Origin of the sequence: Streptomyces sp. NPDC001985 (assembly GCF_040296845.1) — a bacterium.
Classification (GTDB): Bacteria; Actinomycetota; Actinomycetes; order Streptomycetales; family Streptomycetaceae; genus Streptomyces.
This window is the reverse complement of record NZ_JBEOYB010000048.1, coordinates 42,194-66,448: the sequence shown is the minus strand read 5'-3', so window position 1 is coordinate 66,448 and position 24,255 is coordinate 42,194. Positions and strand designations below refer to the sequence as shown.

Here is a 24,255-nt window from a genome sequence, read left to right as displayed (position 1 = left end):
CCACCGTCAGATCCCCGGCGAAGCCACGGTCACCCGAGGCATCGGGCACATACTTCACACAGACAACGATCCTCAAGCTCACGCCGGCTCTCCTCGTGATGGGCGGGTCAGTCTCCGACCGAGGCTATGGCACTGAGTACCCCGTGTAAAGGTACTCAGTGCCAAAACCTCCCTTCCGGTGCTACGTTTCCCGGCATGACTGAGGTGCGCAGACGACGCAAGGCCGCCCCCGGGCCCACGACGGAGCCGGCGGCGGCCAGGGCACCCATGCGCGATGTGCTCGCCGAGGCCGCCTTCCAGCTCTTCATGGAGCGGGGTTTCGAGGGGACCACGGTGGACGACATCGTGGCCCGGGCGGGGGTGGGGCGCCGGTCCTTCTTCCGGTACTTCCCCTCGAAGGAGGACGCGGTCTTCCCCGACCACGAGCGCTGCCTCGCCGATATGACGGCGTTCCTGGGGGCCGCGGCCGACGGCGACCCGGTGGAGCGGGTCTGCGAGGCGGCCCTGATCGTGCTGCGGATGTACGCGGCCAACCCCGAGTTCTCCGTCCAGCGTTACCGGCTCACCAGGGAGGTCCCCGGGCTGCGCACCTATGAGCTGTCCGTGGTGCGCCGCTATGAGCGCACGCTCGCCGGCTATCTGCGCGGACGCTACGCCACGGCGCCGGACGGGTCGCTGCGGGCCGAGGTGATCGCCGCCGCCGTGGTGGCGGCGCACAACAACGGCCTCCGCTCGTGGCTCCGTTCGGGCGGCGACGGCGATGCCCGGGCCGCGGTGGACCACGCGCTCGGATTCGTGCGCGAGGTCTGGGGCGGCGCCCCGGGCGGGTCCGCGACGGTGCTGCCACCGGCGGCCGGGGCGGGCGCCGGGACCGGCGACGACCGCGAGGTCGTGGTGATGGTCGCACCGAGAGGCGCCCCGCTGTGGCGCGTGGTGCAGCAGCTCGAAGAGGCCCTCGGCGACGGCCGCACCAGCACATAGGCACTCAGTACCTGTACGGGAAGGCACTCAGTGCCATATGGTGCGGAGGCGCCCCCGCGAGGCGTGGCGCGTTCGAGTCGAGTGCAGGGAGTCGAGACGTGTCCCAGCCCGCAACCGGTACCGCGCCGACGGCGCGGCGAGAGACCGGCCTGATCTTCCAGCGCTGCCGCTGGTGCGGTACCGCCTCCTTCCGGCGGCTGCTGTGCCCGGTCTGCGCGTCCAGTGACCTGGAGTCGGAGTGCAGCTACAGCGAGGGTGTCGTGGTCCGGTCGGCCGTCGTCAACCGCTATACGCGGGTGGCGCGCAACGAGTCCCTGGTGCGCTTCCCCGAGGGCTTCATGTTCCGCTGCCGTGTCGTCGGCATCCCGCCGCAGTTCGTCTGGGTCGGCGCCAGGGTGCGCCCGGTGGCCGACTGCGACCCCCACGAGGGCGATCCCGTCCTGGAACTCTGTGATCCGGTCGGACACTCCGACCGCTACTGAGCACCCGCCGGCCCGGCCGGCCGTCCGGGCGGGCCGCCGCCCCGGCTCACGGCGCCCGCAGCGCCTCCAGCATCCGGGAGAGCGCCGCCCGGGTGTCCGCCAGATCGTCCGGGGTCCCGGACGCGGCCAGCCACAGGGCCGCCTCGTTCATCGCGCCCGAGAGCAGATGGGCCAGCGGGGCGACCGGCTGCCGGGTGATGACGCCCCGCTCCGCCAGCGCGGTGAGCGCCTCGGCGAGATGGCGCGCCGATGACGCCTCGTCCATGCCCCGCCACTCGTTCCACCCCAGCACCGCGGGGCCGTCGATCAGCATGATCCGCTGGATCTCGGGGGCGGTGGCCGCCGTGATGAACTCCTGACAGCCGGCGGTGAGCCGCTCCCACGGGTCCTCCCGGGCGTCGGCCGCGTCGGCCACCCGCTCGCCCACCTCCTCCTGGACCTGCTCCAGCACCGCGCGGAACAGCGCCGCCTTGCCCTCGAAGTGGTGGTAGAGCGCGCCCTTGGTGACCTCCGCGGCCCGCACGATCTCCGCCAGGCCCACCGCCCCGTACCCCTGTGCCGCGAACAGCTCCCGGCTCACCCGCAGCAGGGTCTCGCGGGTCCGCTCCCGCTGCTGGGCTCTGGTCATGTGCCGCATCGTGCTCCGTCCGCCATGCGCTCCCGCCTTTGACATACCGATGGTACGTCACTACCGTTATTCGCGTACCAACGGTATGTGAAAAAGGGAGACCACCGTGCTGACCAGCTTCTATCCCGTGATTGCCACCGACCGGGTCCAGGAGACCGTGGACTTCTACACCCGGCTCATGGGCTTCGAGACCACCTTCGAGGCCGACTGGTACGTCAGTCTGCGCCGCCCCGGCGAGCTTCCCTACGAACTGGCCGTCCTGGACCACACCCACCCCACCATCCCCGAGGGCCACCGCAACCCCGTCAGTGGTCTCCTCCTCAACTTCGAGGTGGCGGACGCCGACGCCGAGTGGGAGCGCCTGGTCGTCCGCGAGGGACTCGAACCCCTGCTGGAGCTGCGCACCGAGGACTTCGGCCAGCGGCACTTCATCGTCGCCGACCCCAACGGCGTCCTCATCGACGTCATCACCGAGATCCCGCCGGCGGCGGAGTACGCGGGCCACTTCCTCACCCCGTGAGCCGCCCGCGGCCCACGGGCGGGCACGCACTCGAACAGGCGAGCAGAACGCGCGCCCGTCCCGCCACCGGGCTCCAATGAACGGGTGACGGCGACCCCCGACGACTGCCTCGCACGCAATGAGTGGATCTGCGGTGAGTACCTCTCCACACGCAGCGCGATCCTCACGGACGCGGTGCTCCAGCACCTCCAGCTCACCGCGGTCTCCGTGCTCATCGCCCTCGTCGTCGCCTTTCCGCTCGCCATCGCCGCCCGCCGCTGGCGCTGGGCGGCCGGACCGGTCCTCGCCGTGACGACCGTCCTCTACACCATCCCCTCCCTGGCGATGTTCTCGCTGCTGCTGCCCGTCTACGGGCTCTCCGCCTCCATCGTCATCGCGGGCCTGGTCCTCTACTCCCTCACCCTGCTCGTACGGAACATCCTCGCCGGGCTCCGCGCGGTCCCCGAGGAGACCCGGCAGGCGGCCCGCGGCATGGGGTACGGCCCTGTCCGGCTGCTGCTCGCCGTCGAGCTGCCGCTCGCGCTGCCCGCCGCCATGGCGGGTCTGCGGATCGCCACCGTCTCCGCGATCTCTCTGGTCACCATCGGGGCGATCGTCGGCTACGGCGGTCTCGGCAACCTCATCTACGCCGGAATGAACACCTACTTCAAGGCGCAGGTCCTGACCGCGTCGGTCCTCTGCGTGGTGATCGCCGTCGCCGCCGATCTGCTGCTCCTGCTGGTCCAGCGGTTCGCCACCCCCTGGACCCGGGCGGTGAGCACATGAACACCCTCGCCCAGGCGTGGGAGTGGCTCACCGACCCGGCCCACTGGTCCGGCGAGGACGGCATCACCCACCGCCTCGTCGAACACATCCACCTCACCGGAGTCTGCCTCGCGCTGAGCTGTCTGATCGCCCTGCCCGTCGCCCTGGTCCTCGGCCACCTCGGCAGGGGCGGTGCGCTCGCCGTCAACATCTCCAACGTCGGCCGCGCCGTGCCGACCTTCGCCGTCCTCGTCCTGCTGCTGCTCAGCCCGATCGGCGGCTATGGCGCCTGGCCCACCATCATCGCCCTGGTGCTCTTCGCCGTACCGCCGCTGCTGACCAACGCCTACGTCGGCATGCGCGGCGTCGACCGCGATGTCGTACGGGCGGCACGGGGCATGGGCATGACGGGCCGGCAGATGCTGTACGGAGTGGAGATCCCGCTCGCGCTGCCGCTGATCCTCACCGGCGTACGGATCGCCGCGGTCCAGCTCGTCGCCACCGCCACCATCGCCGCGCTCGCGGGCGGCGGCGGGCTCGGCCGGATCATCACCGCGGGCTTCAACCTCGCCTCCACACCCCAGGTGGTGGCGGGCGCGGTCCTGGTCGCCGTCTTCGCGCTGATTGTCGAGGGACTCTTCGAGGCCGGGCAGCGACTGGCCCCCGGCCGGCCCCGGGGGAACGGCTGATGCGGGCCCGCCTCGGTGTCGCCGCCCTCGCCCTGCTGGCGGTCACCACCTGCACCAGCGGGCCCTCGCTGGAGCACCGGGGCGAGGTCACCGCGCCCCCCGGCGACAGCAGGGACCTGACCATCGGCTCGGCCGGCTTCACCGAGAGCGACCTCCTCGCCCAGATGTACGCCCTCCTCCTGCGCCACGCCGGATACCGGACCCGGGTCCTGTCCGTCACCAACCGGGAGATCTACGAACCCGCGCTGGAGAGCGGCCAGATCGATGTGGTGCCCGAGTACGCGGCCACCTTCGCCGACTGGCTGAACGTCAAGGCCAACGGCCCCGACGCGCCGCCCGCCGGCTCCCCCGATCTCGGCCGGACCATGACCGCCCTGCGCCGGCTCGCGACCCCGCGCGGCCTCGAAGTCCTCGACCCCGGGAAGGCCGTCGACCAGAACGCCTTCGCCGTGGCCCGGAGCTACGCCGCCGAGCACCGGCTGAAGACCCTGAGCGACCTGGGCAGGTCGGGGCTCCCCGTACGGCTCGCCGCGGGCGACGAATGCGTCCAGCGGCCCTACTGCGAACCCGGGCTCAAGAAGGTCTACGGAATCGACATCACCGCCGTCGACCCCAAAGGGGTCGGCACCACCCAGGCCAAACAGGCGGTCCAGAGCGGCCGGGACCAGATGGTGCTGACCACGACCACCGACGCGACACTCGACAGCTTCGGACTCGTGCTCCTCGCGGACGACCGGCACCTCCAGAACGCCGACTACATCGTGCCCGTGGTCAACCGCTCCCGCGCGGGCGGCGCGGGGGCGACCCGCGCGCTGGCCCGGCTCAACACCGTACTGACCACCGCCGATCTGGCGTCGCTGAACCGGCAGGTGGACAGCTGGCGCAGACTGCCCGAGGACGTGGCACGGCGGTATCTGGAGTCCAGGGGACTGCTCAACGGGCCCGGGGCGGGACCCCGGTCCTGGGTCTGCCCCTCCTGCGCGGGGCCGCCCTGACCGGCGGGGCCGCCGGTCAGCTCCCGTCCGCGCAGTGGGCGCACGGCAGGGAGACGACGAAACGCGCACCGCGCGGGCTGTCGACGATCGCCAGAGAGCCCTGGTGGAGCCCGACGACATGGTGGGCGATGGCCAGACCGAGCCCCGCCCCGCCGGTACGGTGGCTGCGGGCGTCATCGAGCCGGCTGAACCGTTCGAACACGCGCTCACGGTCCTGCGCGGGGATGCCCGGACCGTCGTCGCTCACCTCCAGCAGCGCCCGCCCGGACCGCGCCTCGTGGCGCAGCCGGACCGAGATCCGGCCGGCGGCGTAGCGCTCGGCGTTGTCGAGCAGATTGCCGAGCACCTGCGCCAGCAGCAGCGGATGGCCGCGCACCACCGAGGGGCCCGGCCCGGCCGACACCGCGAGCGCCAGATGCGCGGCGGGGGAGCGCCGGCCGCACTCCGAGCGCACCAGACGCCCGAGGTCGACATCGTGCCCGGCGGCGGGCCGCACGGCACCCGCATCGATCCGGGCGAGCACCAGCAGATCCGCCGTGAGCTGCTGAAGCCGCATCGCGTCGCCCAGCGCGCGCTCCACCACCCGGGGCCAGTCCGCGTTCCCCGGCTGCGCCAGCGCGATCTCCAGCTCCGCGCGCAGCGCGGCGAGCGGTGTGCGCAGCTCGTGCGAGGCGTCCGCGGTGAAGCGCCGCTGCTGCTCCACCGAGAGTTCGAGACGGGCGAGTGTCTCGTTGAGGGTCCGGGCCAGCCGGCTGATCTCGTTGTCGGTCCGGGGAACGGGCACCCGCTGGTCGAGATGGTGCTCGCTCAGGTCGGTGAACCGCAGCCGGATGACCTCCATGGGCCGCAGGGCGCGCCGGGCGGTGAACCAGGCGGTCGCCGCCACCGCGGCGGTGACCATGATGACGGAGACCGCCGCCCGCCGCCCCACCGTGGTGAGCCTGGCCTGCTCCCGCTCCAGGGTGTTGACCGTGACCAGCCGGATGATTCCGGGCGGGGCGTTCGCCGGGGTCGTCATCCGCAGCGGCCGGGGCCGGTCGCCCAGGAGCGCGGGCCACGGCCAGGGTGACAGCGTGCCGCCCCGCTCCCCGCCCGCCGGGTCCTCCACCGCGCAGTACATCAGTATCCGGGGAGCGGGCGCGGCCGTGCGGGCCATGCCCAGACGGTCGCAGGTCTCCAGCATCCGGCCGTCCCGCACGGCCTGCTCCCCGGCGAGGTTCGCCCGCAGCGCGGCGGCGCTCAGCAGCTCCTGCCGGGACAGAAGCACGACGAAGGACGCCCCCATGGCCAGCGGGATCGCCACCAGGACCGCGGCGAGCAGCGCCACCCGCGCCCGCAGGCTCAGCGCGGGCCACGGCCGCCGCGCGCGGATCACGGCGCGGGCCGTTCGTCTTCCAGCCGGTAGCCGGCGCCGCGGACGGTGTGGATGGTGCGGCGCCCGAACGGGGTGTCGATCTTGCGGCGCAGCGCGCTGACATAGACCTCCACCACATTGACATCGCCGTCGAAGTCGCCCCAGACGTGCTCCAGCACCTCGGTCTTGGCGACCACCTCCCCCTGGCGGCCGGCGAGATACCAGAGCACGGCGAACTCACGGGCCGTCAGCGGCACCGGGACATCGCCGCGGTGGCAGCGCCGGGTGGCCGGGTCCACCGTCAGATCGCCCAGCCGGATGACGGCGGGCCGCTCCCGCCGGCCCCGGCGGACCAGGGCGCGCAGCCGCGCCACCAGGGCGACATACGAGAACGGCTTGGTGACGTAGTCGTCCGCGCCGGTGTCCAGCCCCTCCGCCTCGTCGTACTCGCCGTCCTTGGCCGTCAGCATCAGGACGGGGGTCCACGAACCGGCTTCCCGCATCCTGGCGCAGACCCGGAATCCGTTCATCCTCGGGAGCATCACATCGAGTACGACGATGTCGTACTCGTTCTCCAGCGCCAGCTCCAACCCCCGTAACCCGTTGTCCGCGGCGTCGACCGCGAACCCCTCCCCGGTCAGCCCGCGTCTCAGCAGTTCCACGAGTCTCGGGTCGTCCTCCACCACCAGAATCCGCATGTGCGCAGTATTGCCCCGCGCGCCTGAGGCCACGCTGAGAACGAACACGCGCGGGACGCCGCCGCGTTCCTGAGGATTTCTCAGGAATCCTCAGGCTGCCCACAGGACACCGGTGCCAGCATTTCCCCACGAGGACGGCCGGCCCGGAGGCGGCCCCCCCCCGGCGGGCGGACCGCCCGGGGGCCCGGCCGGGGTTCGCGGTACCGGGGGACAGGAGGGGGCGTGCCGATGTCCGGGCAGCGGTGCGAGGGCGGTTGCCCCGGCCTCGCGGTCGCCCCGCCGGCGGCCGGGGGCGCCGGCGCCTCCCGGGCGCTGTTCCCCGGCCTTTTCGGGGGAGGGGCGGGGCGCGTCGCGGAGCGCGGACCGGGGGAGGGGGCGCGGAGTCCGGGCAAGGGGTCACGGGGGTATCCCTTGCCCGGCGGACCACCGTGCCCCCGGCCCCGCCCGGAGGAGGGGGCGGCCCGGGCGCCCCGGGCCGGCCGGCCGCGCCGGTGGCCGCGTGGTTCTTCCGGCGGGCCCGCGGGGACGCGCCCGCCGGGGGGACCGCCTCCGGGCCGGCCGGCCCGGCTCAGACCGGATGCTCCGCGTGCAGGCTCTCCAGCCGCTGCTGGAGCACCTTGAGCGCCCCGCGCTGCCGCCCCGGCACCCGGCGGCGCAGCGCCACCAGCCTGGGGGCGAGCGCGCGGGCCCGGGCCGCGTCCTGGATCTGCTCCCACTGGTGGTGGGCCCGGTCGACGGCGCCCTCGACATCGGGGTCGTCGGTGGTCTGCTCGCGGACCAGCCGGGCGTCGGCCGCGGTCATCCACAGCTCACAGCTGAGCGCGGGCTCCCGCGCCAGCCGCGCCAGATCGGCGCGCACCTCCAGCCAGTGCAGGGCCTGCGCCGAACCGGGGCCGTGGGCCCGCAACTCCTGCTGCTCCCACGCGGCGGCGGCAGCGGCGGCCTCGGTGTGCCGGCCCGCGCGCGCGGCCGACAGTATCGCCGGATGGGGATCGTCGGCGGCGCCGCCGCCCGGAGGCGCCAGCGGACCGGGCCCCGGCCGTGTCCGCCGCGGCGGACCGCCCACCACGGGCGACGGGCCCGCACCGCCGTACCCGGGGGACGGCTCCGGCGCCCCGGCCGGAACCGGTGTCCCGGTGGGTGCCGGCGCGGCGAGGGGCGGGCCTGGAAGGGTGTCGGGTGGTCCGGCGGCGGCCGTGGGGTGCGGCGAGGGGGCGGCGGCTCCCGGGAGGGAGGGTGCCGAGGGAGCGCCGGGCGTCGCGGTGCCGAGGGACGGCGCGGGGCCGGGTGCTCCGGCGGGGGTGGACGGGGTTCCGGCGGCGGGAGCTTCGTGCGGGGCGCCCGGTGGTCCGGCGGGGTCGGGGTCCGGGGTCCCGCCCGGCGCCCCGGGGGAGGGCGCGGAGGCCGCCGGCGCCGGGTTCGGGAAGGTGCCGGGGAGTGCGGCGCGGGACACGAACGGGGGCGCGCCCGGTGTCCCGGCGGGAGCGCTTCCCGGCTCCCCGAACACCCCGGGCCAGCTCGGCAACCCGGACAGCAGCAGAGCCCCCTCCGCCCCCACCTGGGCCACCGCCTGCTCGTGCAGGGCGTCCGGGCCGGGCCGGGCACCGGCGCGCCAGATCGACGCGCACGCCCGCAGATACTCGGGGGCCGCCTCCTCGCGGCGGGACGGCGCCGGCACCACCCGGCCGTACATCCGGATGGAGAGCCCCAGCCCGAGACCGTCCTCGCCCACCTTCCGCCAGGCGTCGGTGTCCGCCACCAGATCGACGAAGACCGTGGTCGTCCCCGGCCGTCTGATCGTCAGCTCCGAGGCCAGCCAGTGCCAGGGCAGCCCCGTGTACCGCAGGGTCGACGGCGTCGACCGGGCGAGCGCCAGATGCGGCAGCCGCTGCTTGCGGTCGAGCTGCAACTGCCCGGCGACATAGAGGAACAGCGGTCCGGGCTCGGCCGCGGCGGCCCGGATACGGGTCAGCACCGTCTGCGGGTCGAGCGGATCGGCGAGTTCGACCACGGTCGCCGCGCCGGTGCCCGTCAGCGCGCTCGGCGGCACCGCGGCGAGCGCGGGCAGCACGGAACTCGCGTCGACCAGACGCCCTTTCCCGACCGGCGCGGCCGCGATGAGCAGCGCGGTCCCCGTCGCGGCAGTGTCCCCACCCGTGATCAGCACACCCCGCACGGTATCCGACGCCGCCCCCGGGGAGCGCCCCGCACGCCGGTTCCGGGGCGCGCCCCGCACCTCACCCGGACAGGACCTTCGGCAGCCAGCGCAACTGGGCCGCCTGCTGGAACGGTCCGCCCCCCTCATGGTCGTTGAAGTCGTAGACCTCGATCTCCTTGCTCCGCCCCGCATAGGCGTTGAACGCCGCGAACACCGTCGACGGCGGGCAGGTCGTGTCCTCCAGGGCCACCGAGAACAGCGCGGGCATCCGGGCCCGCGCCGCGAAGTGCACTCCGTCGAAGTACGCCAGCGTCCGCCGGACCCGCTCCCCGCTGCCCCGGTGCGTCCGGAGGTAGTTCCCCACCTCGACGTAGGGGAGCCGGTCGGTGATGGAGATCGCCCGGGGGAAGTCGCACAGAAAAGGCACATCCGGAGCTATCGCCACCAGGTCGGGGACGAGCCCGCCCACCGCGAGCGCGACTCCGCCGCCCTGGCTCTCCCCGACCACCGCCGTGCGGGTGGCGTCGGTGAGCGGATGCGCGCGCGCCGCCTCCACCGCGCGGACCGCGTCCGTGATCAGCCGTCGGTAGTAGAAGCTCTCGGGGGCCTCGATGCCCCGGGTCAGAAAACCGGGGTGGGAGGGAGCGCTGCCGACCGGGTCGGCCGTCGTCCCCCCGCTCCACATGCTGCCCTGGCCCCGGCTGTCCATCACGAAGTGGGCGAACCCGGCCGAGGCCCAGAGCAGATGGGCGTGCGGCAGCCCGCGCCCACCGCCGTACCCGACGAACTCCACCACCACCGGGAGCGGTTCACCGGCCCGCGCGGGGAGCACCAGCCAGCCGTCGACCGGATGCCCGCCGAACCCGGCGAAGGTCACGTCGTACACCTCGACCGTGGCGAGCCCGGTCTCCACCGGTTCGAACCGCGCCCCGAGTCCGTGCGCCCGGGTCCGCGCCAGGGTGTCCGCCCAGAACCGGTCGAAGTCCTCCGGCTCGGTGGAGCTGCTGTGGTAGGTGCGCAGTTCTTCGATGGGCAGATCGAACAGGGGCATCGGGCACCGCCTTGGGCTCGGGGACGGCCGCGGCCGCGGGGTGAACGGGGCGGAACAGGGGAAGCGCGGGGAAATTGTGCCCGAAGTCCTGACGATTGTTCAGACGGCGTCGCCCGTATCCCCTTGAAGTGCCGGACCGGGGTGGACACCCGTCCGCGGGGGCGGTACGGCCCCGGCGCCCACCGCCCCCTGTCCGCGCCGGGCGCCCCACCCCTGCGGGGAAGCGCGTACGGCTCCGTACCGCCCCCTGTGTCCGCCGCTCCGCGCCCCCTGTGTCCGCCCGGCACGGTCCGGGCGGAAGACCCTAGGCGTCCGACACCGAGTCGAAGTCCACCTCGTCGCGCGGGATGCCGCGCTCATCCGCGTCCACCGACCGGCGCATCGCCTCGTGCAGCTTCGCCGGGGTCAGCACCCCGGCGAAGCGCGCTCCGTCGACCACCGCGACCCACCCGGCGTCGTGCTGGAGCATTTCGCTGAAGGCCTGCTTCAGGGGCGCCCCGAGCGGTACCCACGCCTCCATGCGGCGGGCCTGGTCGCCCACCGTGGCCTGATCCCCGGCGAGCGAGAGCGCCTCGGCCGACACCCAGCCGTGCAGATCGCCGCTCGTGCCGACCACCACGGCCCAGCGCGCCTCCTCGGCCCTCAGCCGGGCCGCCGCCGCCCGCGCCGGCTCGTCCAGCCGGGCGAGCGGCGGCTGCTCCAGGTCGTCCCGCTCGATCGCGGTCACCGAGAGCCGCTTCAGCCCCCGGTCGGCGCCGACGAACCGGGCCACATAGGGGGTGGCGGGGGCGCCCAGCACGGCGGCCGGGGTGTCGAACTGCTCGATGTGCCCCTGTCCGTACACGGCGATCCGGTCGCCCATCCGCACCGCCTCCTCGATGTCATGGGTCACCAGGAGCACCGTCTTGCGCACGGTCGCCTGGAGGCCGAGGAACTCGTTCTGGAGCCGTTCGCGCACCACCGGGTCGACCGCCCCGAACGGCTCGTCCATCAGCAGCACGGGCGGGTCGGCGGCGAGCGCGCGGGCGACACCGACCCGCTGGCGCTGGCCCCCGGAGAGCTGGGCCGGGTAGCGGGGCCCGTAGGTGCCGGGGTCGAGCCCCACCAGATCCAGCAGTTCGGCCGCCCGGGCGCGCGCCTTCGCCCGTTTCCACCCGATCAGCGCGGGCACCGTCGCCGTGTTGTCCAGAACTGTGCGGTGCGGGAAGAGCCCGACCTGCTGGATGACATAGCCGATACGGCGGCGCAGCCGCACCGGATCGACGGCCGCGATGTCCTCGCCGTCGACCAGGATGCGGCCCGAGGTCGGCTCGATCAGCCGGTTCACCATCATCATCGTGGTGGTCTTGCCGCAGCCGGACGGCCCCACCAGGGTGACCAGCTCACCCTCACCGACCTCGAAGGACAGGCCGTCGACGGCGGCCGTGCCGTCCGGGTAGACCTTGCTGACCTGCTCGAACCGGATCATGTCCCCACGCTAGGAGCGCGGCCGTGCCGCCGCACACGGGCGGGACTGTACGAGTTGCCCGCCCCGGGGCCGGGGGGCCGCGCCGGTGGCCGATCTTTACTTGTCATGACCCTTGCAGACCATGGCCGGGACTGGTTCCATCGTTAGGAAAGTTTCCTTCCAGTCCCGGTCTGTACCCCAACCAGGCAACGGAGACCTCATGAAACCCTCACGGAACGTGCTCCGCTCCCTCGGCGGCTTCGGCGCGGTGGCGGCCGCCCTGCTCCTCGGCGCCACCGCCGTCCCCGCCGCCCAGGCCACCCCCGCCGCCCAGGTCACCGCCCCCGTCTCCCGGGCCGCCGCCCCCACCGCGCCCCGCCCGGCAGCCGCCACCGTCCACGAGGCCGAGAGCGCGGCCGTCTCCCGGGGTGCCGTCGAGTCCAACCACCGCGGCTACACCGGAAGCGGTTTCGTCAACTACGACAACGTCACCGGCAGCAGCGTCGAGTGGACCGTCGCCGCCGCACAGGCGGGCGCCACCTCACTCACCCTCCGGTTCGCCAACGGCACCACCGCCAACCGGCCGATGGACATCAGCGTCAACGGGACCGTCGTCGCCGCGAAGAAGTCCTTCGCCGGCACCGGCGCCTGGACCACCTGGACCACCGTCACCGTGGAGGCCGACCTCAGGGCCGGTGCCAACGCCGTCCGGGCCACCTCCACCAGCGCCAACGGCGGACCCAACGTGGACAGCCTCAGCAGCGAGCCGAAGGGCGCGCCGCCCGCCGGGAACACCCCCGCCGGGATCAACGGCCAGCTCACGGTCTGCGGCACCAAGCTCTGTAATCAGTACGGCAAACCCATCCAGCTGCGGGGCATGTCCACCCACGGCCTCCAGTGGTACCCCCAGTGCGTGACCAACGGCTCCCTCGACGCCCTCGCGGGCGACTGGAAGGCCGACGTCCTGCGGATCTCCATGTACATCCAGGAGGGCGGCTACGAGACCAACCCGCGGAAGTTCACCGACCAGGTCCACGCGATCATCGAGCAGGCCACCGCGCGCGGGATGTACGCGATCGTCGACTGGCACATGCTCAGCCCCGGCGACCCGCACCACAACCTCGCCCGAGCCAAGACCTTCTTCACGGAGATCGCCCAGCGCCACGCGGGCAAGAGCAATGTGATCTACGAGATCGCCAATGAGCCCAGCGGTGTCACCTGGTCGCGCATCAAGAGCTACGCCGACCAGCTGATCCCCGTCATCCGCCGGCAGGACTCCAACGCCCCCGTCCTGGTCGGCACCCGCGCCTGGTCGTCCCTCGGGGTCTCCGAGGGCGCCAACGAGACCGAGATCGTGAACAACCCGGTCAGCGCCTCCAACATCATGTACACCTTCCACTTCTACGCGGCCTCGCACCGCGACGAGTACCTCAGCACGCTGTCCCGCACCGCCGACAAGCTCCCCGTCTTCGTCACCGAGTTCGGCACCCAGGACTACTCCGGTGACGGTGCCAACGACTTCACCATGTCCCAGCGGTATCTGGACCTGATGGCGAGCAAGAAGATCAGCTGGGTCAACTGGAACTTCTCCGACGACCACCGCTCCGGCGCCGTGTTCCAGCAGGGCACCTGCGACAGCGGCGGACCCTGGGCCGGCACCTCGTCCCTGAAGCCCGCCGGTGTCTGGATTCGCGACCGGATCAGGACCGCGGACAACTTCCCCACCGACTGATCCGCCCCTCCCCCGCGGACCGGCCCGCCACCGATCCGCCGGCCGGCCCCCGCCGGCCGTCTCCCGACCGGGCCCACCGGCCCGTCTCCTGACCGGTCCGGCACGGCCCGCCCCACCGCTGAACAGCACAGCGGCCGGGCGGCGCCGGCCGGACCCCGCAGTGCCACCCGCGCCCGCCCGGGGCATCGCCGTGTGATCCCATGGGCGGGCGTGCAGCACAGAACATCAGGAGTGCCAGTGACCCGTTACCGCCAGCCCGGCGTCGTCCTCACCGATCGGTCCTTCACCGTCCCGCTCGACCACACCGAACCCGGTGGCGAGCAGCTGGAGCTCTACGGCCGCGAGGTCGCCGCCGCCGGGCACGGCGGCGAGGAGCTGCCCTGGCTGGTCTATCTGGAGGGCGGCCCCGGCTGCGGCGCCCGCCGCTTCGCCGGTGCGCAGGCCTGGCTGGGCCGCGCCGTCCAGGACTACCGGGTCCTCCTCCTCGACCAGCGCGGCACCGGCCGCTCCACCCCGCAGAACCGCCAGACCCTCCCGCAGCGCGGCGGCCCCGGGGCCCAGGCCGCCCACCTCGCCCACTTCCGCGCCGACAGCATCGTCCGCGACTGCGAGCTGATCCGGCGGCGGCTCACCGGCGGCGCCCCCTGGAGCGTGCTGGGCCAGAGCTTCGGCGGCTTCTGCGCCACCCACTACCTCTCCACCGCGCCCGAGGGCCTGCGCGAGGTGTTCATCACCGGCGGCCTGCCCTCCCTCGACGCCCACGCCGACGACGTCTACCGCGCCGCGTACCCCCGTATCCAGCGCAAGACCGAGGCCCACTACGACCGCTACCCCCAGGACGTGGCGCGGGCCCGCCGGGTCGCCGCCCATCTCGCCGAGCACCCCACCGTGCTCCCCGGCGGCTACACCCTCACCCCCGAGGCGTTCCAGTCGCTCGGCATCCTCCTCGGCGGCGGGGACGGCAGCCACCAGCTCCACTACCTCCTGGAGGACGCCTTCATCAGGACGGGCTCCGGACACCAGCTCTCCGACGCCTTCCAGGAGGCGGCCCTGGGCCACCTCTCCTTCGCCACCCGCCCGCTGTACGCCGTACTGCACGAGGCCATCTACGGCCAGGGCGGGCGGCCCACCGGCTGGTCCGCCGAGCGGGTCCGGGCCGAGTTCCCGCAGTTCGACGCCGCCGGCGCGCTCGGCGGCGGCGCGCCGCTGCTGTTCACCGGCGAGACCATCCACCCCTGGCACTTCACCGCCGACCCGTCGCTGCGCCCCCTGCGCGAGACCGCGGAACTGCTCGCCGCCCGCACCGACTGGGCCCCGCTGTACGACGCCGGCCGGCTCGCCGCCAACGAGGTGCCCGTCGCCGCCGCGATCTACCACGACGACATGTACGTCGACACCGCCCACTCGCTGCACACGGCCCGCGCCATCCGCGGACTGCGCACCTATGTCACCGACGAGTACGAGCACGACGGGGTGCGGGCCGGCGGACGACGGGTGCTGGACCGGCTGATCGCCCTGGTCCGCGGAGAGGTCTGAGCGGCCTCCCCGTCCTAGGGTGTGATCATGACCGACTCCCGTGATCAGCAGCTCGCACCCATGCCCGAGGACTGGCGGCGCGCGCTCGCCGTCGTCGCCCACCCCGACGACCTCGAATACGGCGGCGCCGCGGCCGTCGCGGGCTGGACGGACGGCGGCCGGGAGGTGTCGTATCTCCTCGCCACCCGCGGCGAGGCCGGGATCGACACCATCCCGCCGGCCGCGTGCGCGCCGATCCGCGAACGGGAGCAGCGGGCGAGCGCGGCGGCCGTCGGGGTGTCGACGGTGGAGTTCCTGGACCACCCCGACGGGGTGATCGAGTACGGCACCGCCCTGCGCCGGGACATCGCGGCGGCGATCCGCCGCCACCGCCCCGAGCTGCTGATCACCCTGAACCACCGGGACACCTGGGGCGGCGGGCACTGGAACACCCCCGACCACCGGGCCGTGGGCCGGGCGGCGCTCGACGCGGTGGCCGACGCGGGCAACCGGTGGATCTTCCCCGAACTGATCGCCGAACAGGGCCTCGAACCCTGGAACGGGGTCCGCTGGGTCGCGGTGGCCGCCTCCACCACCCCGACCCACGCGGTCGACGCGCGCCCGGGCCTGGAGCGCTCCATCCGCTCGCTCCTGGAGCACCGCACCTACCTTGAAGCGCTCACGGACGAGGACCCGGAGACCTACTGCCGGACCTTCCTCACCGGCCACGCGGAGGCGGCGGGGGAGCGCTTCGGAGGACGGCCCGCGGTGACCTTCGAACTGTTCCCGCACTGACCGGTCCCGGACCGGCGCTCACCCGCCCCCGGGCGTCTCCCGGAGCAGCAGGGTGACGAAGCCGAGCGTGCGCCGGTAGCCGCGCAGCCAGCCGGCCCGGTGCTCGGCCGCCGCCCTGAGCGCGTCCCCGCTCTCCGGGTCCTCCGGATGGTCGAGTCCCCAGCGTGCCAGGGTCCCGGTCCACGCCCACTCGTACGCGTCCCACTCGGCGAGCGAGCTGACATGCCCGTGGACCGGCGTCCAGCCCTCGGCGGTCACCCGGTCGACGGTCACGGCGAGAGTGTCGTACTCGTCCGCCGCGAACCCCGCGCCGAGCGCGGCCCGGTCCGGCTCCCGCTCCCAGAACCCGTCCCCGATCAGCGCGGTGCCGCCCGGCGCGAGATGGCGGCGGGCGGCCTCCAGGGCGGGCAGCAGACCCCCGAAGGCATGGGCGGCCCCGACGCAGATCACCACGTCGAACCGGTGGCCGGGCGCGAAACCGGCCGCGTCCCCGGTGTGCAGCGCGATCCGCCCGTCCAGACCGGCCGCGCGGAGGTTCTCACGGCCCCGCGCGACGGCCGCCGCGTCCAGGTCGACGCCCTCCGCCCGCAGCCCGGGGCGGTTCCGCGCCGCCCGCTCCAGCCAGACCGCCCGGCCGCAGCCGAGATCGAGCACCCGTTCGTCACCGCGCGGCAGGGCGCGGTCCAGGAGCGCGGCCACCGAGTCGTCGCTCAGGGGCGCGGCGACGGGATGGTCGCCATGGGCGAGCGCACTGATCCTCTGACGTTCCATGGGCACATCCTGCCGCCGGCCGCCCCGCGCGTCTCCTGGATTCTCCCGCCGGGCCGCGCCCCCGCTTCAGCCCGCCGGGAGCTGCTCGGCGGTGGGGTACGAGTCCTGCGCGCCCTTCCGCGTGACGGCGGCGGCTCCCACCCGCGCGGCGTAGGCGGCTGCCGCGGCCAACTCCTCTCCGAGTCCCAGCCGCCACGCCAGGGCGGCGGTGAACGCGTCGCCCGCCCCGGTGGTGTCGACGGCCCGGACCCGGGGGCTCGGCACCCGTACCGCCGTGTCCCCGTCGCCCTCGGCGACCAGCGCGCCCTCCGCGCCCAGCGTCACCACCACCGAGCGGGGGCCCCGGGCGAGCAGGGCCCGTGCCCAGCCGGCGGGGTCGTCGCCCGCCTCCTCGCCGAGCAGGAACCGGGCCTCGTGCTCATTGACGATCAGCGGATCGCAGGCGGCCAGCACCTCGGCGGGCAGCTCGGCCGGCGGCGACGGATTGAGCACCAGCCGCCCGCCGGGCGGCAGGGCGCGCACCGTCTCCGCGACCGTCGCGAGCGGGATCTCCAACTGGACCGAGACCACCCGGGCGGCCCGGAACAGCGGCGCGGCGTCCCGGACATCCGCCGGGGTCAGCCGGGCGTTGGCGCCGGGCGACACCACGATGCTGTTGTCGCCCGAGGGGTCCACCGTGATCAGCGCGACGCCCGTCGGCGCGCCGCCCACCAGCACTCCGCTCACATCGACCCCGGCCTCGCGCTGGGCTTCGAGCAGCAGCCGCCCATGGCCGTCGTCGCCGACCCGGGCCAGCAGGGCGGTACGGGCCCCGAGCCGGGCCGCCGCGACGGCCTGGTTGGCGCCCTTGCCGCCGGGGTGGACGGCCAGATCGGAGCCGAGCACCGTCTCACCCGCCCCCGGCCGGCGCTCCACCCGGGTCACCAGATCGGCGTTGGCCGAGCCCACGACCAGCAGTTCACAGTCGTCCATCCGCAGTCTCCCTCGCTCCCACAGGTCCGGGTCCGTGTCCGGGTCCGGTTCAGCTCCGGGACCGGGTCCGGTCAGCCGGAGCCGGTCGCCTTCCCGCCCCTGTCCATCCTCATGGGCACCGGCACCCGGCGGCGGGCCTCACGCGCCGGGCCGCGCCGGCCGTGTGCCCCGCGGCCGCCCGGCGGCCCGGTCGCCCGGAGCCCGCCGCCGTCGCGGCCGGCCGCCGTCACCGGGGAGCCGCGCGGGCGCGGGCGGGCGCCCCGGTCGGGGGCTGTCGGGCGGGTGTGCTCATGAGGCCGCCGTCCGGCCCTCCGGCCTCCCACCGCCGGAGCCGTGGAGGGTCTGTCCGCGACCGGGGGAGGGGGCGGCGGGCGGCGGCGGGTGCGGCTCGCCGCAGGAGCGCCGGACGACCAGCCTGGCCGGGAGGGTCACCGACCTCGGGGGCCGGCCCTCGATCCGGTCGATCAGCGCCCGCACGGCGGCGCGGCCCAACTCCTCGGTGGGCTGGGCCACCGAGGTGATGGGCGGATCGGTGTGGACGAACCAGGGGATGTCGTCGAAGGCCGCCAGCGCGATGTCCTCCGGGACCCGCAGACCGCGGGCCCTGATCGCGTCCAGCGCGCCGAGCGCCATCAGATTGTCGGCGGCGAAGACGGCCTCGGGGGGCTCGGGCAGCGCGAGGAAGCGCTCCATGGCCGTCCGCCCGCTCCCGGCCTGGAAGTCGCCCTGGCCGATGTACGTTTCGGGCAGCGCCAGGCCCAGGGCGCCGAGCCCCGCGCGGAACGCCGTCACCCGCTCGCTGCCGGTGGTCGTGGCGGGCGGGCCCGCGATGATCGCGAGCCGGCGGTGGCCGAGGCCGTGCAGATGGCCGACCAGATCCGCCACGGCGGCCCGGCCGTCGGCCCGGATGACGGGCACGTCCAGGCCAGGAATCCAGCGGTCCACGAAGACCACCGGCATACCCGACCGCACGGCGTCGGGCAGCAGCGGGGAGCCCCCGCCGGCCGGGGAGACCAGCAGCCCGTCGATCCTGCGGTCCAGCAGGGTGCGGATGTGGTGGTCCTGGAGTTCGGGCCGCTCGTCGGCGTTGCCGAGGATGACGCTGTAGCCGAGGGTGCGGGCCTCCTCCTCGACGGCGCGCGCCAGCGCGGTGAAGTAGGGGTTGAGCAGATCGCTGATGACCAGGCCCAGGGTGCGGGTGCGGTCGGTGCGCAGCGACCGGGCGACCGCGTTGGGCCGGTACTCCAGCGCGGTCACGGCCGCCAGCACACGGGCCCGCGCGCCGGGGCTGACCGAGGGATGGCCGTTGAGCGCGCGCGACACCGTCGCCACGGACACCCCGGCGCGCGCCGCGACATCCTTGATGCTCGCCACCGCCGGACCGCCTCCCTGCCGTGTCATGTTCCGCGTGTCACCGTTTCCAGCGCCGATTGGAATCGATTACACCGAGGTGTGACAAGAGGTCGTGACCGGATTGTGATCTGCCGGTTCGCTTCTCTGTTCCGGCTGGGCGACGGCTCCCGGCCCTGGTCTCATGGGTGCGTACCCGGCGTCCGGCCGGGCGCGGCGCCTCCTTCCCGGAGTGCAAGCGACCGCTTAGTATGCGCTCCGTGGGCAGTGCTGCCAACGGTTTGTGGGAGGCCACGAGATGCAGGCATGGCGAGTGCGCCGCAACGGCGAGCCGAACGAGGTGATGCGGCTCGAAGAGGTGGAGCGGCCGGTCCCCGGGGAAGGACAGGTGCTGCTCAGGGTCCGCGCCGCCACGGTCAACTTCCCCGACGCGCTGCTCTGCCGGGGGCAGTACCAGGTGCGGCCCCCGCTGCCCTTCACCCCCGGGGTCGAGGTCTGCGGCGAGACCGGCGACGGGCGCCGGGTGATCGCCAACCCGGTGCTCCCGCACGGCGGCTTCGCCGAGTACACCCTCGCCGACGCCGCCGGGCTGCTCCCCGCGCCCGACTCCCTGGACGACGCCGGTGCCGCCGCCCTGTGCGTCGGCTACCAGACCGGCTGGTTCGGGCTCCACCGCCGGGCCCGGCTGCGGGCGGGCGAGACCCTGCTCGTCCACGCGGCGGCCGGCGGGGCCGGCAGCGCGGCGGTCCAGCTCGGCAAGGCGGCGGGTGCCACGGTCATCGGAGTGACCGGCGGGCCCGAAAAGGCCGCCGCCGCCCGGGAGTCCGGCTGCGATCTGGTCATCGACCGGCACGCTCAGGACGTGGTGGCCACCGTGAAGGAGGCGACCGGCGGGCGGGGCGCGGATGTCGTCTACGACCCGGTCGGCGGTGACGCGTACACCATGGGGGCGAAATGCGTCGCCTTCGAGGGCCGCATCGTCGTCGTCGGGTTCGCGAGCGGCACGGTCCCGGCCCCGATGCTCCACCACGCCCTGGTGAAGAACTACTCGATCGCCGGGCTCCACTGGGGCCTGTACCGCCAGAAGGACCCGGCGGCCGTGCGCGACTGCCACCGGGAGCTGACCCGGCTGGCCGCCGAGGGCGCGATCGCGCCGCCGATCAGCGAACGGGTCCCCCTGAAGGAGGCCGCCGACGCCGTCCAGCGGGTCGCCGCCGGCACCACCACCGGCCGTCTGGTGGTCTTCCCGGGCGCCGTCGAGGCCCCCCGGACCGGGGCGGTCGCCGACGGGAGCCGCACCCGGCGGGGGGACACCCGATGACCGCCACCGGCGACGGCGGCGTGCGCGGCCTCGCCCGGGACCTGCTCGCCGCCCATCCGCCCGCCACCACCGCGCGGGCCGACTTCCTCCGGGCCCGTTTCGACGCCGGGCTCGCCTGGGTGCACTACCCCGAGGGCCTCGGCGGCCTCGGACTGCCCCGTTCCCTCCAGGCCGTCGCCGACGCCGAACTGGCCGCCGCCGGCGCGCCCGGCAATGACCCCCGCCGGATCGGCATCGGCCTCGGCATGGCCGCTCCCACTCTGCTCGCCCACGGCTCCGAGCAGGTGAAACGGCGCTTTCTGCGCCCCTTGTGGACCGGCGAGGAGATCTGGTGCCAGCTCTTCAGCGAACCCGGCGCCGGTTCGGACCTGGCGGCGCTCGCCACCCGCGCCGTCCGGGCCGGCGAGCACTGGACCGTGGACGGCCAGAAGGTGTGGACCTCCGGCGCCCACCTGGCCCGCTGGGGCATCCTCATCGCCCGTACCGACCCCGATGTGCCCAAGCACCGGGGCATCACCTACTTCATCTGCGACATGACCGACCCCGGTGTGGAGGTCCGCCCGCTCCGCCAGATCACCGGCGAGGCCGAGTTCAACGAGGTCTTCCTCAGCGGGGTGCGCATCCCCGACGCCCACCGCGTCGGCGGCATCGGCGACGGCTGGAACGTGGCCCGCACCACCCTGATGAACGAGCGGTTCGCCATCGGCGGCGGCCGGCTGCCGCGCGAGGGCGGGATGATCGGCCGGGCCGCCCGCACCTGGCGCGAACGCCCCGAACTGCGCACCCACGATCTCCATCAGCGGCTGCTGGCCCTCTGGGTGGAGGCCGAGGTCGCCAGGCTCGCCGGGGAGCGGCTGCGCCAGCAACTCGCCGCCGGCCGCCCCGGGCCCGAGGGCAGCGCGATGAAGCTCGCCTTCGCCCGGCTCAACCAGCGGATCAGCTCCCTGGAGGTGGAACTCCTCGGCCAGGAGGGGCTGCTCTACGACGACTGGACCCTGCGCCACCCCGAACTGGTCGACTTCACCGGCCGGGACGCGGGCTACCGCTATCTGCGCGCCAGGGGCAACTCCATCGAGGGCGGCACCAGCGAGGTGCTCCTCAACATCGTCGCCGAACGGGTGCTCGGACTGCCGTCCGAACCGCGCGACGACAAGGACACCGCCTGGAAGGACCTCGCCCGATGAACCCCGGGACCACCCGCACGACCGGCCCGGCCGGCGACACAGCGGCCGGCCCGCCCGGCCTCCTCTACTCCGACACCGAGGACGAACTGCGCGCCGCCGTGCGCGCCCTGTTCACCGACCGGGCCGGCACCCCCGCCCTGCTCGCCCGCGCCGAGGCCGGGGCGCCCTACGACCCGGTGCTCTGGAAGACCCTCACGGCGGACATCGGCGCCGCCGGACTCCTGGTGCCCGAGCGCCTCGGCGGACAGGGCGCCGGCCACCGCGAGGCCGCCGTCGTCCTGGAGGAGATCGGCCGGGGCATGGTGCCCGCGCCCTATCTCACCAGTGCGGTCATCGCGACCGAGACCCTGCTCGGCCTCGGCGGCTCACACCCCGGCGCCCCCGGCCTCCTCGGCGAGATGGCGGCGGGCCGGGCCACCGCCGTCGTCGCCGTGCCGCTCTCCACCGCACCGCACGGACGGCTCCCCGCCGGCACCGCCCCCGTCCCCGCGGTCGCCGACGCCGCCGCCGCGGATGTGCTGCTCATGCTGCTGCCCGACGGTCTGTACGCCGTCGAACGCCCCCCGCTCGTCCCGCAGACGGCCCTCGACCTCACCCGCCCGCTCGCCACCGTCACCCCGGTCCGCGAGGGCCTCCGGCTCGCGGACCGGCCCGCCGCCGAGCGGGCCGTCCGCCGGGGGCTGCTCGCCGGGGCAGGGCTGCTCGCCTCCGAGCAACTGGGCACCGCCGAATGGTGCCTGGAGGAGACCGTCCGCCACACGCGCCGCCGTCATCAGTTCAACCGTCCCATCGGCTCCTTCCAGGCACTCAAGCACCGTATGGCGGAGCTGTGGCTGGAGATCGTGTCGGCCCGCGCCGCCGCCCGCAACGCCGCCGGGGTCCTCGCCGCCGGCGGTCCCGGCGCACCCCTCGCGGTCGCCGTGGCACAGGCGTACACCTCCAGGGTCGCCGTCCACGCCGCCGAGGAGTGTGTCCAATTGCACGCGGGCACCGGCATGACCTGGGAACACCCCGCGCATCTGTACCTCAAGCGCGCCAAGTCGGCGGAGATCGCCCTCGGTTCCCCGGGCAGCCACCACCGGGCGCTGGCCGAGCTGACCGGGCTCCGCGGCCCCTAGCCGCCGTCCCGCTTCCCGGAGGTATTACGCACCCCATTGACATGCTGTTTAATGCAATCCGTTCGCAATAACAGCTGATCTTCAGTAGGGGTGTGGGTAGCGTGTCCGCGCGACCGAACCGACCGACGCGATCCAAGCGATCGATACGCGGCCTGGCCGCCATGACGACCGTCGCCGCGCTGACCGCCGGCGCGGCGGCGTGCTCCAACCCGGAGAGCTCCGGCTCGGACGGCAAGGACGCCGGGACCAGCGCCGTCGTCGGTATCGCCTATGAGCCGGAGACCCTCAGTCCGCTCCTCGGCTTCGGCAAGGACGGCAACTCCAAGATCTTCGACGGGCTGCTCGCCTTCGACGCCGAGATGCGGCTCAAGCCCGCCCTCGCCGCCGCGCTCCCCGAGGTCAGCGCGGACGGCCTCACCTACACGTACAAGCTCCGCCAGGGCGTGGAGTTCAGCGACGGGAAGCCGTTCACCGCCAAGGACGTGCTCTTCACCTACCGCACCATCCTGGACGAGAAGACCAACAACGCCTCGAAGTCCGAACTCGACGCGATCGAGGACATCCGGGCCCGGGGCGACGACACCGTCGTCTTCACCCTGAAGTACCCCTACGCGCCCTTCGCCCAGCGCACCGTCCTGCCCATCGCGCCCGAGCACATCGCCGGGGAGCAGGACGTCAACACCGGCCCCTTCACCACCAAGCCGATCGGGACCGGCCCGTACACCCTGACCAACTGGTCCAAGGGCGAGAAGATCAGCTTCACGGCCAACCCGTCCTACTGGGGCGGCGCGCCCAAGGTGAAGAAGTTCACCATGGCGATCATCAAGGACGACGACGTGCGCGCCACCCGGCTGCGCGCCGGCGACCTCGACGGCGCGATCCTGCCGCCGAACCTCGCCGAGGGCTTCAAGGGCGACAAGGGCCGGAAGACCCACGCCGCGAAGACCTACGACTACCGCACCGTGACCCTCCCGACCGGCAACAAGGTCGCCGGGGACACCGCCGTCCGCCGGGCGCTCGATGTCGCCGTCGACCGGCAGGCCATGGTCGACCAGATCCTGGAGGGCGCCGGAAAGCCCGCTCACGGCCCCGTGCCCACCGACAGCGAGTGGTTCACGAAGGGCACCGAGCGCACCCACGACCCGGCCCGGGCCAGGAAGATCCTGGACGACGCCGGCTGGAAGCCCGGCGAGGACGGCATCCGGGTCAAGGACGGCGTGCGCGCCGAGTTCCCGCTCTGGTACCTCTCCGGCGACCGGCTCCGCCAGGACCACGCGCTCGCCTACGCCTCCGACGCCAAGAAGGCCGGGATCTCCATCAAGACCCAGGCCGGCACCTGGGAGGTCATCGAGCCCCGGATGAAGAGCGACGCCGTCCTCGCGGGCGGCGGCGCCCCCGGCGACCCCGACTTCGACCAGTACCTGCTGCTCACCTCCTCCCTCGCGGGCGACGGCTTCAACAACATGGCCTGGTACGACAACCCGGTGGTCGACAAGGCGCTGGTCAAGGGCCGGGAGAGCGGGAAGAGGGCCGAGCGGAAGGCCGCGTACGACACCGTCCAGCGCGAGCTGGTCAAGAACCCCGGCTACACCTTCCTCACCCACATCGACCACCTCTACGTCGTGGACGACACCTGGGAGCCGCTGACCAACCAGGTCGAGCCGCACGACCACGGTCTCGCCTCCGGCCCCTGGTGGAACGTCGAGGACTGGACGCCCAAGGGCACGGAGAAGTGACCACCGGCCTCATG

The 24,255-nt window shown here is 74.0% G+C and carries 22 protein-coding genes and 1 pseudogene; 13 read left to right on the top strand and 10 right to left on the bottom strand.

The genetic code is table 11. The annotated features are described in order from the left end of the window. Window positions 1–82, bottom strand: a pseudogene (locus ABT122_RS21855) (electron transfer flavoprotein subunit beta); the annotation flags it as partial. A gap of 185 nt (window positions 83–267) precedes the next feature. Here ABT122_RS21855 and ABT122_RS21850 point away from each other — a divergent pair. Next, window positions 268–981: a TetR family transcriptional regulator gene (locus ABT122_RS21850; protein ID WP_351554672.1), complete on the top strand. Its 714-nt coding sequence runs from the start codon at window positions 268–270 to the stop codon at window positions 979–981. 98 nt (window positions 982–1,079) lie between these two features. Beyond that, on the top strand, window positions 1,080–1,463 hold the full coding sequence (locus ABT122_RS21845; protein WP_351554655.1) for a Zn-ribbon domain-containing OB-fold protein: 384 nt from the start codon (window positions 1,080–1,082) through the stop codon (window positions 1,461–1,463). 46 nt (window positions 1,464–1,509) lie between these two features. Here the strand turns inward: ABT122_RS21845 and ABT122_RS21840 are convergent, their stop codons facing one another. Continuing rightward, window positions 1,510–2,100 carry a TetR/AcrR family transcriptional regulator gene (locus ABT122_RS21840; protein WP_502976178.1) on the bottom strand — a complete coding sequence of 197 codons (591 nt, stop codon included), beginning with the start codon at window positions 2,098–2,100 and terminating at the stop codon, window positions 1,510–1,512. Window positions 2,101–2,197: 97 nt separating this feature from the next. On the opposite strand from ABT122_RS21840, the gene ABT122_RS21835 reads away from it, so the two are divergent. The 4 genes from ABT122_RS21835 (at window position 2,198) to ABT122_RS21820 (ending at window position 5,039) form a co-directional block, all read left to right on the top strand. Next, the gene (locus ABT122_RS21835) at window positions 2,198–2,611 is read left to right on the top strand and encodes a VOC family protein (RefSeq protein ID WP_351554649.1); all 414 of its coding nucleotides are present in this window, start codon (window positions 2,198–2,200) and stop codon (window positions 2,609–2,611) included. Between the two features lie 84 nt (window positions 2,612–2,695). Then, the gene (locus ABT122_RS21830; RefSeq protein ID WP_351554646.1) at window positions 2,696–3,376 is read left to right on the top strand and encodes an ABC transporter permease; all 681 of its coding nucleotides are present in this window, start codon (window positions 2,696–2,698) and stop codon (window positions 3,374–3,376) included. Continuing rightward, window positions 3,373–4,044, top strand: a complete 672-nt coding sequence (locus ABT122_RS21825; protein ID WP_351554643.1) for an ABC transporter permease — start codon at window positions 3,373–3,375, stop codon at window positions 4,042–4,044. Before ABT122_RS21830 ends, ABT122_RS21825 begins: the two co-directional genes overlap by 4 nt. After that, entirely contained in the window at window positions 4,044–5,039 is a 996-nt protein-coding gene (locus ABT122_RS21820) for an ABC transporter substrate-binding protein (RefSeq protein WP_351554640.1), read from the top strand. The genes ABT122_RS21825 and ABT122_RS21820 overlap by 1 nt, the downstream gene beginning before the upstream one ends. A gap of 16 nt (window positions 5,040–5,055) precedes the next feature. On the opposite strand, the gene ABT122_RS21815 is transcribed toward ABT122_RS21820, so the two are convergent. From ABT122_RS21815 to ABT122_RS21795, 5 genes are all read right to left on the bottom strand, one after another. After that, complete coding sequence (locus tag ABT122_RS21815) at window positions 5,056–6,414, bottom strand: sensor histidine kinase (protein WP_351554637.1); 1,359 nt, start codon at window positions 6,412–6,414, stop codon at window positions 5,056–5,058. Next, a complete protein-coding gene (locus tag ABT122_RS21810; protein ID WP_351554634.1) occupies window positions 6,411–7,091 on the bottom strand; it encodes a response regulator transcription factor in 681 nt (226 codons plus the stop codon). Before ABT122_RS21810 ends, ABT122_RS21815 begins: the two co-directional genes overlap by 4 nt. A 568-nt stretch (window positions 7,092–7,659) precedes the next feature. After that, on the bottom strand, window positions 7,660–9,258 hold the full coding sequence (locus ABT122_RS21805) for a hypothetical protein (RefSeq protein ID WP_351554631.1): 1,599 nt from the start codon (window positions 9,256–9,258) through the stop codon (window positions 7,660–7,662). A 70-nt stretch (window positions 9,259–9,328) separates the two neighbouring features. Further along, window positions 9,329–10,300: an acetylxylan esterase gene (locus tag ABT122_RS21800; RefSeq protein WP_351554628.1), complete on the bottom strand. Its 972-nt coding sequence runs from the start codon at window positions 10,298–10,300 to the stop codon at window positions 9,329–9,331. A 304-nt stretch (window positions 10,301–10,604) separates the two neighbouring features. After that, the gene (locus ABT122_RS21795) at window positions 10,605–11,768 is read right to left on the bottom strand and encodes an ABC transporter ATP-binding protein (RefSeq protein WP_351554625.1); all 1,164 of its coding nucleotides are present in this window, start codon (window positions 11,766–11,768) and stop codon (window positions 10,605–10,607) included. Window positions 11,769–11,967: 199 nt separating this feature from the next. On the opposite strand from ABT122_RS21795, the gene ABT122_RS21790 reads away from it, so the two are divergent. The 3 genes from ABT122_RS21790 (at window position 11,968) to ABT122_RS21780 (ending at window position 15,789) form a co-directional block, all read left to right on the top strand. Further along, window positions 11,968–13,479 carry a cellulase family glycosylhydrolase gene (locus ABT122_RS21790; RefSeq protein ID WP_351554622.1) on the top strand — a complete coding sequence of 504 codons (1,512 nt, stop codon included), beginning with the start codon at window positions 11,968–11,970 and terminating at the stop codon, window positions 13,477–13,479. Window positions 13,480–13,716: 237 nt separating this feature from the next. Continuing rightward, window positions 13,717–15,015, top strand: a complete 1,299-nt coding sequence (locus tag ABT122_RS21785; RefSeq protein WP_351554669.1) for an alpha/beta fold hydrolase — start codon at window positions 13,717–13,719, stop codon at window positions 15,013–15,015. A gap of 27 nt (window positions 15,016–15,042) precedes the next feature. Continuing rightward, the gene (locus tag ABT122_RS21780) at window positions 15,043–15,789 is read left to right on the top strand and encodes a PIG-L deacetylase family protein (RefSeq protein ID WP_351554619.1); all 747 of its coding nucleotides are present in this window, start codon (window positions 15,043–15,045) and stop codon (window positions 15,787–15,789) included. 18 nt (window positions 15,790–15,807) lie between these two features. Here the strand turns inward: ABT122_RS21780 and ABT122_RS21775 are convergent, their stop codons facing one another. From ABT122_RS21775 to ABT122_RS21765, 3 genes are all read right to left on the bottom strand, one after another. Beyond that, the gene (locus ABT122_RS21775; protein ID WP_351554616.1) at window positions 15,808–16,560 is read right to left on the bottom strand and encodes an SAM-dependent methyltransferase; all 753 of its coding nucleotides are present in this window, start codon (window positions 16,558–16,560) and stop codon (window positions 15,808–15,810) included. Window positions 16,561–16,626: 66 nt separating this feature from the next. Beyond that, window positions 16,627–17,532 (bottom strand): ribokinase, encoded by a 906-nt coding sequence (locus tag ABT122_RS21770; protein WP_351554614.1) that lies wholly within the window; start codon window positions 17,530–17,532, stop codon window positions 16,627–16,629. 288 nt (window positions 17,533–17,820) lie between these two features. Next, the gene (locus ABT122_RS21765; protein WP_351554611.1) at window positions 17,821–18,906 is read right to left on the bottom strand and encodes a LacI family DNA-binding transcriptional regulator; all 1,086 of its coding nucleotides are present in this window, start codon (window positions 18,904–18,906) and stop codon (window positions 17,821–17,823) included. A 274-nt stretch (window positions 18,907–19,180) separates the two neighbouring features. Between ABT122_RS21765 and ABT122_RS21760 the strand changes: the two genes are divergently transcribed. The 4 genes from ABT122_RS21760 to ABT122_RS21745 all read left to right on the top strand — a co-directional run bounded on the left by ABT122_RS21760 (window position 19,181) and on the right by ABT122_RS21745 (window position 24,241). Then, window positions 19,181–20,203 (top strand): NADPH:quinone oxidoreductase family protein, encoded by a 1,023-nt coding sequence (locus ABT122_RS21760; protein WP_351554610.1) that lies wholly within the window; start codon window positions 19,181–19,183, stop codon window positions 20,201–20,203. Then, a complete protein-coding gene (locus ABT122_RS21755; protein ID WP_351554609.1) occupies window positions 20,200–21,387 on the top strand; it encodes an acyl-CoA dehydrogenase family protein in 1,188 nt (395 codons plus the stop codon). Before ABT122_RS21760 ends, ABT122_RS21755 begins: the two co-directional genes overlap by 4 nt. Further along, window positions 21,384–22,505 (top strand): acyl-CoA dehydrogenase family protein, encoded by a 1,122-nt coding sequence (locus ABT122_RS21750; RefSeq protein WP_351554606.1) that lies wholly within the window; start codon window positions 21,384–21,386, stop codon window positions 22,503–22,505. The genes ABT122_RS21755 and ABT122_RS21750 overlap by 4 nt, the downstream gene beginning before the upstream one ends. A 161-nt stretch (window positions 22,506–22,666) precedes the next feature. Next, window positions 22,667–24,241, top strand: a complete 1,575-nt coding sequence (locus tag ABT122_RS21745; protein ID WP_351554603.1) for an ABC transporter substrate-binding protein — start codon at window positions 22,667–22,669, stop codon at window positions 24,239–24,241. Window positions 24,242–24,255: the final 14 nt, after the last annotated feature.